Annotated in this window: 11 protein-coding genes and 1 pseudogene; 2 read left to right on the top strand and 10 right to left on the bottom strand. The window is 71.8% G+C overall.

The annotated features are described in order from the left end of the window. The 8 genes and pseudogenes from GKQ77_RS03150 to GKQ77_RS03115 all read right to left on the bottom strand — a co-directional run. Nucleotides 1-1,268 (bottom strand): annotated as a pseudogene (locus GKQ77_RS03150) (nicotinate-nucleotide--dimethylbenzimidazole phosphoribosyltransferase); the annotation flags it as partial. Nucleotides 1,269-1,625: 357 nt separating this feature from the next. Beyond that, complete coding sequence (gene cbiE / locus GKQ77_RS03145; RefSeq protein WP_219687034.1) at nucleotides 1,626-2,846, bottom strand: precorrin-6y C5,15-methyltransferase (decarboxylating) subunit CbiE; 1,221 nt, start codon at nucleotides 2,844-2,846, stop codon at nucleotides 1,626-1,628. A 130-nt stretch (nucleotides 2,847-2,976) separates the two neighbouring features. Continuing rightward, nucleotides 2,977-3,621 (bottom strand): GNAT family N-acetyltransferase, encoded by a 645-nt coding sequence (locus tag GKQ77_RS03140; RefSeq protein WP_219687033.1) that lies wholly within the window; start codon nucleotides 3,619-3,621, stop codon nucleotides 2,977-2,979. A gap of 134 nt (nucleotides 3,622-3,755) precedes the next feature. Next, nucleotides 3,756-4,598, bottom strand: a complete 843-nt coding sequence (locus GKQ77_RS03135) for a MetQ/NlpA family ABC transporter substrate-binding protein (protein WP_219687032.1) — start codon at nucleotides 4,596-4,598, stop codon at nucleotides 3,756-3,758. Between the two features lie 2 nt (nucleotides 4,599-4,600). After that, the gene (locus tag GKQ77_RS03130) at nucleotides 4,601-5,434 is read right to left on the bottom strand and encodes a MetQ/NlpA family ABC transporter substrate-binding protein (RefSeq protein WP_219687031.1); all 834 of its coding nucleotides are present in this window, start codon (nucleotides 5,432-5,434) and stop codon (nucleotides 4,601-4,603) included. 72 nt (nucleotides 5,435-5,506) lie between these two features. Further along, nucleotides 5,507-6,253, bottom strand: a complete 747-nt coding sequence (locus GKQ77_RS03125; RefSeq protein ID WP_219687030.1) for a methionine ABC transporter permease — start codon at nucleotides 6,251-6,253, stop codon at nucleotides 5,507-5,509. Further along, nucleotides 6,250-7,311, bottom strand: coding sequence for a methionine ABC transporter ATP-binding protein (locus tag GKQ77_RS03120; RefSeq protein WP_219687029.1), 1,062 nt, complete (start codon nucleotides 7,309-7,311; stop codon nucleotides 6,250-6,252). The genes GKQ77_RS03125 and GKQ77_RS03120 overlap by 4 nt, the downstream gene beginning before the upstream one ends. A 407-nt stretch (nucleotides 7,312-7,718) precedes the next feature. Then, nucleotides 7,719-8,366 (bottom strand): HAD family hydrolase, encoded by a 648-nt coding sequence (locus GKQ77_RS03115; protein ID WP_219687026.1) that lies wholly within the window; start codon nucleotides 8,364-8,366, stop codon nucleotides 7,719-7,721. Between the two features lie 71 nt (nucleotides 8,367-8,437). Here GKQ77_RS03115 and GKQ77_RS03110 point away from each other — a divergent pair, with 71 nt between their 5' ends. Both GKQ77_RS03110 and GKQ77_RS03105 read left to right on the top strand, forming a co-directional pair. Then, nucleotides 8,438-8,797 (top strand): hypothetical protein, encoded by a 360-nt coding sequence (locus tag GKQ77_RS03110; RefSeq protein WP_125511618.1) that lies wholly within the window; start codon nucleotides 8,438-8,440, stop codon nucleotides 8,795-8,797. Nucleotide 8,798: 1 nt separating this feature from the next. Then, nucleotides 8,799-9,233: a hypothetical protein gene (locus GKQ77_RS03105; RefSeq protein ID WP_219687036.1), complete on the top strand. Its 435-nt coding sequence runs from the start codon at nucleotides 8,799-8,801 to the stop codon at nucleotides 9,231-9,233. Between the two features lie 15 nt (nucleotides 9,234-9,248). On the opposite strand, the gene GKQ77_RS03100 is transcribed toward GKQ77_RS03105, so the two are convergent. Continuing rightward, nucleotides 9,249-9,752, bottom strand: coding sequence for a GNAT family N-acetyltransferase (locus tag GKQ77_RS03100; protein ID WP_219687025.1), 504 nt, complete (start codon nucleotides 9,750-9,752; stop codon nucleotides 9,249-9,251). 37 nt (nucleotides 9,753-9,789) lie between these two features. Further along, a complete protein-coding gene (locus tag GKQ77_RS03095; protein WP_219687024.1) occupies nucleotides 9,790-10,317 on the bottom strand; it encodes an RNA polymerase sigma factor in 528 nt (175 codons plus the stop codon). Nucleotides 10,318-10,427 lie beyond the last annotated feature (110 nt).

Here is a 10,427-nt window from a genome sequence, read left to right as displayed (position 1 = left end):
GCTTCGGGGGCAGGGGCGGCTTCCGCGAAGGGAATGGCTTCGGTGGCGGCACCGGCGTCCGGAACCTCCACGTCCGCGACCTCGCCGACCTCGGCGCCCGCGACCTCGGCGTCCGGGAACGCGGCGGCCTCCGGGAGACCGGGAGCCGGCACACCGGGGGCCGGAACAGTCGCGTCCGGGATCTCCTTCGCCTGCGCCTCCTCCCCCTGCGCCGCGTCCGCGACGGGCACGGCCGGGGCGGCGGCATGTCTCGCCTGGTCCTGTGCCTCCGCGGGCAGCTCGGCGGCGACGGCTTCCGGAGCCGGTGCGGCCTGAAGAGGCTCAACGGGCTCGGCGGCCGGAAGGGGCTCGGCGGCCTCCACGACCTGAGCCTGCTCGGGGGCCTGCGGCTCCCCCGCCACGGCCTCCGGGGCCTGCGGTACGGATGTGACGTCAGCGGCCTCTGTGACTGCCGCGCCCTCTGGGACGACCGTTTCTGCTGGGGCGGGAGAAGCCTCGTACGGAGCCGCCTGCTGCGGCTGCGCTTGGGCAGCCCACGGCTCGCCCCCCTGCGGCGGGATCTGACCGAGCTGCGGGCCCGGCAGCCCCGCGTCGTCGCGCGGGATGTCGAGGTACTCGGGCCCGGCCGTCGGCGGCCCCGCGTGGCGCGCCGGGGCGGCGGGCTGCGGAGGCGTCGCCCCGGCGGGACCACGGTCGGCCAGCGAACGTACGGGGCTGGCCGAGCTGTCGGGCACCGAGGGGCCCGTGGGGCCGTGGTGCAGGGGGCGGCGCGAGGAGCCCGGGTGGGGCGCGGCAGGCGCGGCACCGGGCATACGGACGCCGGTCAGGTCGACCGAGCCGCTGTCACGGCCCGAGGTCTCGTGCGGGCCCGGCTGATGAGCGGCCTGAGCCGCCTGAGCCGCCTGAGTCACCGGAGCAGCCTGAGTCCCCTGATCCGCCTGAGTCACCGGAGCAGCGTGAGCCGCCTGGCCCGCCTGCGCGGCGTGAGCCGCCTGCCCGGCGTGGACGGCCTGTCCCGCCGCCTGCGCCTCGCTCCACGCCCCCTGGGCGCCCGGCATCAGCAGCAGATCGTCGTCATCGGCGGGGTTCTCGGAGGGATCGGTGGGGTCGACGGAGCCGACGGAGCCGGCGGGCTCCGCGAAGGCGTACGCACCCGGAGCGGGAGCGCTCGGCTGCTGTGCCCCCATGCCCTGCACGGGCCCGGAAGGCACACCGTTGCCTGCGCCCTCCGGCAGCCCCTCGTTCGGGACCTGGCCGGTGTCGGTCATGCGTAACCCCTCGCCCATCGGTTAGTGCTTCTTCGACCGCCCCTCAGCCTTCGGCCGGGGAGGCCCCATTGACCGGAGCGGCGCACCAACCGCCCGTCTTCCTCAACGAGCGTGCGCGCCGCGCGGCACGAACCGCTTACCGGACAACAGGCATTGTCCCCGTCGGTCCGCCGCCGCGGCAGCTTGATCGGCCACGGCCCGCTGTGGACTGCGCCACGTTGCGCGTCCTCCGGCCCTGCCGTACCACACGGCTCCCCCGAAACGGGTGGACTTTCCGGACCTTGACCAACGAATCGCCGGGCACCCGGGTGCGGTACAACGATCGGCCAGCCTACCCCGGGCCGTATCGCGAGGGGGTCACGGGGAACGGTCCGGCAGCCGCCCGGAGAGCAGGAATACCACCGTCCGCTTCTCTTCCCGCCAGGCACGGGTGTCGAGCTCCACGGACTGGAGGAGGGCGCATTCGACGAGGTATCCGTGCTCGGACAGATCCCTGCCGATGAGTTCGGCCTCGTCGCGTGTCGCGGCGTGCGTCACGATGCGCTGCGGGCGGCGGTCGGCGACGGCGGAGACCACCGCCGCTCCCCCGCCCCCGACGCGTACGACGTCCGGTTCGGGCAGGTCCTCCAGGACATGCGGCGCGACGCCGTGCACGGTGTGCGCCTGGACGCCGAAGCGGCGGACCGCGGCGGTGGTGCGGCCAAGGGCGTCGGCGTCGCGGTCGACGGCGATCACGGCGGCGCCGAAGCGGGCCGTCTCCGCGGTGAATGCGCCGCTGCCGCAGCCGATGTCCCACACGAGGTCCCCCACGCGTGGTCCGATGCGGGCGAGTTGGGCGGCCCGCAGCCGGTCGCTCTCGCCCTCGCCGAGCCAGATGTCGCCGCCGTACTCCGCGGCGGGCAGCGCCCAGCCGCGCGGCGAGGCGGACGGTTCGCGTCCGGCGATCCAGCCGGTGTCGGCGGAGGGCACGGTGCCGGATCCGCCGACGACGATGACGACGTTCGGGTCGCGCCAGGTGTGGTCGGCGGCCTTGTCGGAGGTGACCACGGTGACCCGCTCGCGGTCGGTGCCCAGCTCCTCGCAGATGACGAAGGTGCGGTGGACGCCCTGGAGCAGCAGGCTCAGCTCGGCGGGGCCCGCGCCCGGGGAGGTGAGGACGGCGACCTTGGTGTGGGCGCGGCAGACGTTCACGGCGCGGCGCAGGCTGCGGCGGTGGGCGACCACGACCTCGGCGTCGTCCCACGGCATGCCCGCGCGGGCGAACGCCTGGGCGACGGAGGAGACGGCGGGCACGACTTCGACCTCGAGGCCGAATTCGGGGTCGCGCAGGGTGCGTACGACACCGAAGAAGCCGGGGTCGCCGTCGGCGAGGACGACCGCGGTGCCGCGGTGGGCGGCGATGCGGCGGGCGGCGAGGCCCACGCTGCCGAGGCGGATCCGTTCGGCCTGGGCGGGCACCTCGTCGAGCGCCAGGTGGTGGGCGGCGCCCGCCACGAGCGTGGCGGCGCGGAGTGCGGAGCGTGCCGCCGCGGTCAGCGGCGTACCGTCCCAGCCGATCACCGTGACCCGGTCGGCCATCGTCGTCTGTCTCCTGGGTTCTCGCGGGTCGTCAGTGCGGTGCGGTGGCTGCGGGGAGCGACCGCGCACGCGGCCAGGGGCGAGCGTACCCGGTGTTACTCGGGGGTGCCTGGAGGGCGGCGGGCCCGGCTCAGTTCCAGTCGGAGAACGCCGAGAAGCCGCTCTCGGCGAGGCTGTCGGAGACGCCTTCGAGGTCTTCGGGGAGCAGGCTCCACACGATGAGGTCGGTGCGGACCTCGATCCAGCCGCCGAACGGGTCGCCGCCGTTTCTCGTACGCGCTATCCAGGCGCCGCGCAGGACGCCCTCGCTGATGCAGCCGATCTTCTGGGCGACCTGCTGGGCGGCGGTGTTGTCGGCGGCGGTGCGCAGCTCGATGCGCTCGAACGCCTGGTCGTTGAAGAGCCACTGGGCGGTGGCGAGTGCCGCCTCCGAGGCGTAGCCCTCGCCGCGGGCCCAGGGGGCGACGACGTAGCTGAGTTCACCGGCGCGAAGCCGCCAGTCGGTATTGCACAGCCGGACGACGCCGACCAGGCGCTGGGTGAGGAACTCGGTGACGGCGAGGGCGATCCCGCGGCCCTCGGTGCGCTCGGCCGGGGCGAGCCGGGTGATCCAGTCGCGGGCGTCGGCCTCGGTGTAGGGCTGGGGCACGGAGGTCCAGGCGGTGACCATCTCGTCGTTCATCATCTCCGCGTACGCGGGGGCGTCCGCGTCCTCGAAGGGGCGCAGCACCAACCGCTCCGTGCTGATGGAGATGTCGGGGAAGGTGGTCGTCATGCGCCGCTCCGTAACCTGGAACCTCGGGCCTGCTGAAGTGCCCAGCATGCAGCATGTCCGCGCGCGCACGCACCACGGGGTCCGCTCCTTCCTCAGGAGCGGACCCCGTGGTGGCGGCGGGAACGGACTGTGCGTCAGTTCCCTTCGACGGGCAGGACGGAGCCCTTGTACTTGTCCTCGATGAACCGCTTCACCTCGGGCGAGGTGAGCAGTTCGGCCAGCTTCTCGACCCGCGGGTCGTCCTCGTCGCCCTTCTTGACGGCGAGCACGTTGTTGTACGGGTTGTCCTTCGGTGACTCGAGGAGGATGGCGTCGTTCTTGGGGCTGAGCCCGGCGTCGAGCGCGTAGTTGTTGTTGATGACGGCCGCGTCGAGGTCGTCGAGGGAACGCGGCAGCTGCGCCGGGTCGAGCGGCTTGATGGTGAGCTTCTTCGGGTTGGACGTGATGTCCTCGGGCGTGGCGGTGCCGCCGACGCCCTTCTTGAGCCCGATGACGCCCTGGGAGGCGAGGAGTTGGAGCGCCCGGCCCTCGTTGGTCGTGTCGTTGGGGACGGCGACGGTCGCGCCCGTCCGCAGCTTCCGGACGTCTTTCGGCTTCTTGTCGCCCTTGGCGTAGACGCCCATCGGCGGCAGGTACACCTCGGTGACCGGCACCAGGTCCGTGCCCTTGGACGAGTTGAAGTCCTTGAGATACGGGGTGTGCTGGTACAGGTTGGCGTCGAGGGAGCCCTCCTGGAGCGCGGTGTTCGGCGTGACGTAGTCCGTGAACTCCGTGATCCTGAGGTCGAGCCCCTTCTTTTTCGCGAGGTTCTCCTTGATGTACGTGAGCACTTCGCCGGCCGGTGTCGGGGTGGCCCCGACGACGAGCGTGCCGCCGCCGGAGCCGTCGGCGCCACCGCCGGAGCCGCCGCCGCACGCGGTGAGCCCCAGGGTGAGGGCGAGGCTCCCGGCAGCGGCGGCGATGACCGACGTACGCATGATCAGAACGCCGCGACGACGGCGCCGTCGTACTTGTCGTCGATGAACTTCTTCACCTCGGGCGAGGTGAGGAGCTTGGCGAGCTTCTTCACGCGCGGGTCCTTCTCGTCGCCCTTCTTGACGGCGAGGAAGTTGCCGTAGGGGTTGCCCTTGGCCTTCTCGGCGACGAGGGCGTTCTTGGCGGGGCTGAGGTCGGCCTCCAGCGCGTAGTTGCCGTTGATCACCGCGGCGTCGAGGTCACCGAGGGAGCGGGGCAGCTGGGCGGCCTCCAACTCCTTGAACTTGAGGTTCTTCGGGTTCTTGGCGACGTCCTTGGGGGTGGCGGCGTAGCCGACGCCCTTCTTCAGCTCGATGACGCCGTTGTCCGCGAGGAGCTTGAGCGCGCGCGCCTCGTTCGTGGTGTCGTTCGGGATGGCGACGGTGGCGCCGTCCTTCAGGTCGCCGAGCTTCTTGACGCTCTTGGAGTACACGCCGAGGGGCTCCAGGTGCACCGTGCCGCTGGGGACGGGCACGATGTCCGTGCCGTTCTTCTTGTTGAAGTCGTCCAGGTACGGCTTGTGCTGGAAGTAGTTCGCGAAGACCTCGCCCTGCTGGACGGCGGTGTTCGGCGTGACGTAGTCGGTGAACTCGCGGACTTCCAGGTCAAGGCCGGCCTTCTTGGCGAGGTTCTTCTGGACGAAGTCCAGGATCTCGCCCTGCGGCGTCGGGGTGGCGGCGACGACGAGCGGGCCGTCCTTGTCGCCCGCGGAGCCCTTGTCGGAGCCGCAGGCGGTGAGCCCGAGGGTGAGGGCTCCGGCGGCGAGGACGGCGGTGGTGATCTTGGCGGTGTTACGCACGAAAAGTGCCTTTCTCCATGGGTGGTGCGGCCCCGCACAGGTGGGCGGGGCGGACTGCGGGCCTGCGCCCGGTCAGCCGGTCTTGGTGGTCGACTCGGCGGCGGCGGTGCCGGGCAGCACCCCGCGCAGCGGCCGGAACAGCAGCAGCGGGCCCGAGCCGCCGCCGCGCTTGTGCAGCCTGCGGGCCGCGTAGTCGCCCGCGAACTGGATGATCGAGATGACCACGGCGAGGATCGCCACGGTGATCCACATCAGCTCGGTCTCGAAGCGCTGGTAGCCGTAGCGCAGCGCGAGGTCGCCGAGACCGCCGCCGCCGACCGTGCCCGCCATCGCGGAGTAGCCGATGAGCGCGACGATCGTGGTGGTGGCGCCGGAGATCAGCGAGGGCAGCGACTCCGGGACGAGGACCTTGCGTACGACGGTCCAGGTGGAGCCGCCCATCGACTGCACGGCCTCCACGAGCCCGCCGTCGACCTCGCGGATCGAGGTCTCCACCAGGCGCGCGAAGAACGGGATGGCGCCGACAGCCAGCGGCACGAGGGCTGCCTCGCGGCCGATGGTGGTGCCGGTGACCCAGCGAGTGAAGGTCATCAGGGCGACCATCAGGATGATGAAGGGCATCGAGCGTGCGATGTTCACGATCTGCCCGAGCACCTTGTTGAGCACGGCGTTCTGCAGGAGCGCGCCGCGCTCGGTGAGGACGAGCAGGATGCCGAGGGGCAGTCCGGCGACGACGGCTATCAGCGTCGACCAGCCCACCATGTAGAGGGTGTCCCAACAGGCCTGCTCCAGCAGGGGCTGCATCTCCGACCAGGTCACTTGGCACCTTCCTTGACCAGCTTGGCGTCCCGCGGGGCAGGCACGGCGGTGTCGTCGGACCCCGCGATCTCGACCTGGAGGCCCCGCTCGCGCAGGAAGCCGATCGGGACGACGTTCTCCTCGAAGCGGCCGGGCAGCTCGATGCGCATGCGGCCGACCTGCTTGCCCGCGACGGTGTCCATCGCGGCACCGAGGATCGAGATGTCGATGTTGTACGTGCGCGACAGCTGGGAGATGACCGGCTGGGTCGCGGCCTCGCCGTGGAAGGTCACGTCGACGACGGTGCGGTCGTCGCCGGTGGCCTCGCCGCTGACGGGGAAGAGGGCTGCGGCCAGCTCGGAGCCGGGCGTCGCGAGGAGTTCGCTGACGGTGCCGGACTCGACGATCTGCCCGCGCTCCATGAGGGCGGCGGAGTCGCAGACGCTCTTGACGACGTCCATCTCGTGCGTGATGAGCAGGACGGTCAGGCCGAGCTGCCGGTTGAGGTCGCGCAGGAGCTGGAGGATGGAGCGGGTGGTCTCCGGGTCGAGCGCGCTGGTCGCCTCGTCCGAGAGCAGCACCTTCGGGTCGCCGGCGAGGGCGCGGGCGATGCCGACGCGCTGCTTCTGGCCGCCGGAGAGCTGCGCCGGGTAGGACTTCGCCTTCTCGGCGAGGCCCACGAGGTCGAGCAGTTCGAGGGCCTTGCGGGAGCGCTCCTGGCCGGAGAGGCCGAGGATCTCCAGCGGCAGCTCCACGTTGTCCTGCACGGTGCGCGAGGACAGCAGGTTGAAGTGCTGGAAGACCATGCCGATGCGGCTGCGTGCCCGGCGCAGTTCCCGGCCCGCGCGCGGGCCGCGTCCGGCCAGGGCGGTGAGGTCCTGTCCGGCGACGGTCACGGTGCCGGAGGTGGGGCGCTCCAGGAGGTTGACGCAGCGGATCAGGGAGGACTTGCCGGCGCCGGACTGGCCGATGACGCCGTACACCTCGCCCTCGCGGACATGCAGGTCGACTCCGTCGAGGGCGGTTACTTCACGACCGCGTGAGCGGTAGACCTTGGTGAGGCCGGAAGTGGTGATCACAGGGGTTTCCGTCACTGTCGAGTGCGCGGCGCGGGTGTGGCCGGGCACGGGGCATTCGTTCGGAACGCGGCACGGTTCTCGCGGTGGCGATTCAGGAACCGGAGGGGTGTGCGCGGGGCGGGCTCGCTTCCTGCGTCGGTACGGCGTTCGTCGCGTACGTCGTGCAGGGGCGGGGCACAGCGGCTTCGCTTCGGGGCGCGAGGCTCTTCAGTGGTGCGGGGGCCCTCAGAAGGCGCACATTCGACACATACAACGAGCACCGGGCGTCATCGTCGCCTCGGTCGCAAGGGTGCGGCTGCTCGTCGTGGTCATGGGCCCAAGTAAAACACGCGTGAGGTCGCCGTCCGCCACCGCTGTCCGTATAGCGGACAGCGGTGGGACGGGACCAGCCGGCCCGCTCGCGGCGCTCAGCCGGTGACGGTGATCTCCACGGCACCCGCCGTGGCCTGCGCGGACACGGCGGAGAGGTCCTTGACCAGGAAGTCCGCCGAAAGCTCGGTGCGGTCGTGGGTTGTGGCCAACGCCACGGTGATCATGCCCGCGGCCCGTCCGGCCTGGAGCCCCGCCGGGGCGTCCTCGAAGACCACGCAGCGCGCCGGGGCCGCGCCGAGCTTGTCCGCCGCGAGCAGGAAGGGCTCCGGGTCGGGCTTGCCGCGGGTGATGTCGTCGGCGGCGATCAGCAGGCCCGGCCGGATGCCGGCCTCGGCGAGCCTGGCCTCGGCGAGGACGCGGGTGGCGGAGGTGACCACGGCCCAGCGGTCCATCGGCAGGGAGTCGAGGAGCGCGCGGGTGCCGGGCAGCAGCTCGACGCCGCCGGATACGTCGGAGACCTCAAGCTCCTCGATGCGGGCGACGGCCCCGGCGACCTTGGCCGGGGGCAGCAGATCGGCGGCTATCTCGGCGGCCGGGCGGCCGTGCAGCTCGACCCTGGCGAACTCCTCGGCGGTGATCCCGTACTCCTCGGCCCAGCGCGTCCAGCAGCGGTACACGGACGCCAGGGAGGAGATGAGGGTGCCGTCGTTGTCGAACAGGAGCGCGTCAGCCTGGATCTTCATGGTGTCCGAGCCTAAGGGGGGCGCCGGGGGCAGGCGCATCGGGTCAAAGGGCCCGTAATAAAGTCTCGGACATGCTTGTTGCCCTGACGATCGCGACCGCGGTGGCCGCGCTCGCCCTCGCCGCCTGGTGCGGTTTCGCCGCCTACCGCGACCAGCCGACCAAGGACTGGCACTTCATCGGCATGGGCGTGGTGACCTTCCTCGCCCTGGTCCAGCTGATCGTCGGCATCGTCCTGCTGGCACGCGGCGAGGACCCGGAACAGGGCACGACGATCTTCGTGGCGTATCTGCTCGGCTCCTTCGCGTGCGTCCCGGCGGCGGGCTTCATGTCGCTCGCCGAGCGGACGCGCTGGGGCTCCTTGACGGTCGCCGCGGGCGGCGTGGTCCTCGCCGTGCTCCAGGTGCGGCTCTACGACATCTGGGGTGGCTGAGGTGACGGGCACCGAAGAGGGCGTCAAGGGTGCGCCCCGCCAGAAGCTGATCACGGGGCCCGGCATCCTGCTCCTGTGGCTGTACGGCGTGATGGTCGTCGGCGCGGTGTCGCGCTCGGCGGTGCAGATCGCGACGGACTTCCACAAGGCCCCGCTCGCGTACTCCCTTTCGGCGCTCGCGGGCCTCGTCTACGGCTTCATCACGTACTCACTGGTGCGCGGCGGGGAGACGGCCCGCAGGGCGGCGCTGGTGTGCTGCGCCGCCGAGCTGGTGGGCGTCCTTGCCGTGGGCGCCTGGACCCTGGCGGAACCGTCCGCCTTCCCGGACGCCACGGTGTGGTCGGACTTCGGAATGGGCTATCTCTTCATCCCGGTGCTCTTGCCGGTGACGGCGATCTTCTGGCTGGTCAGGGCACGGCGGGCCGCCGCCGCCTGAGCGCTTGAGCGGGGCCTACGCGCTCGCCACGTACGACACCGTGGCCGCCTCCTTGGCGAGCGTCACCAGCGTGAGGCGCTCGCTCACGCGCTGGGTGTGCACGGGCGCGTACCCGTGCTTGCGGTAGAGCTGGAGGTTCTGTTCGCTGCGGTGGCCGGAGAAGAGCTGGAAGCACTTCGTGGTGCCGTTTGCGCCCAGCCGGCGCTCCACCGCGTCGAGCAGGCGGCCGCCCAGGCCGTGGCGCCGCATGCGGGGGTGGACGATGAGCTTGCCGATGCGGGCCGTGCCGTCCGCGTCGACCGTGCCGCGCACGGAGGCCACCACCTCGTCGCCGAGGCGGGCCACCAGCACCGTGCCCGTGGTCAGTTCGGCCTTGATGGAGTCGAGGGTCTGGGTCAGCGGCTCGATGGAGTAGTCGCCGTAGAGCTGGGCCTCGCTCTGGTAGCAGAGGTACTGCAGTTTCAGTATCTGTTCGGCGTCCGCTTCAGCCGCTTCCGAGATGGTGACGCTCATGCCCATGTGTGCATGCCTCCCGCTCACCTGCTCCACCAGTTGTCTAACGCTCCCTTCCCCGCGGTTCAGGAGCTGCAACCTCCGCCGCCAGCATTCTGCGCAGGCATCCCAGGCAACGGGAACGTTCCGGCCCCAGGCTCCCCTGTGACATTCCCAACTCCCCTGCGATCTCCCGGTAGGTGAGGTCCTTGGGGGACAGGAGCGCGGCCATGAGGCGGGGGCAGCGGCCGGGCAGTCTGCGGACGGCGGCGTGCAGGGTGCGGCGCCGGTCGGCGGTGAGGGCGCGCTGCTCGGGGCCGCCGTCCAAGTCGTCGGCGGGCTCGGTCGCGTACGCCACCTCGCGCTGGGTCGCGCGCCGGGAGCGGCGCGCCTCGGACCGGACGGCGCCGCGCAGCCATCCGGCCGGGTCGGCGGGCGGCCCGTCGGACTCCAGGCGCTCCAACAGGCGCAGCCAGACGGCCTGTTCCAGGTCGCCGGGGTCGTCGCCGGAGCCGAGGGACTCCGCGGACGCCTCGGCGACGAGCAGCGGGCGCAGGGCGGGGATGAGCGTGGGAATGAGCTGGTACGTCATGCACGGCGGGACGCGGCCGCTCCGGCGCGAGGTTTCCGGAGCGGCCGTCTCTCACCCCAATCGGGGCCGGGCGGCCATCCGTTGACGCGCCCCGCCCCTCAGTGGTCGGC

Source organism: Streptomyces anatolicus, from assembly GCF_019400875.1.
GTDB lineage: Bacteria > Actinomycetota > Actinomycetes > Streptomycetales > Streptomycetaceae > Streptomyces > Streptomyces anatolicus.
Note: the sequence above shows the minus strand (reverse complement) of the source record. Positions and strands in the feature narration are given on the sequence as shown.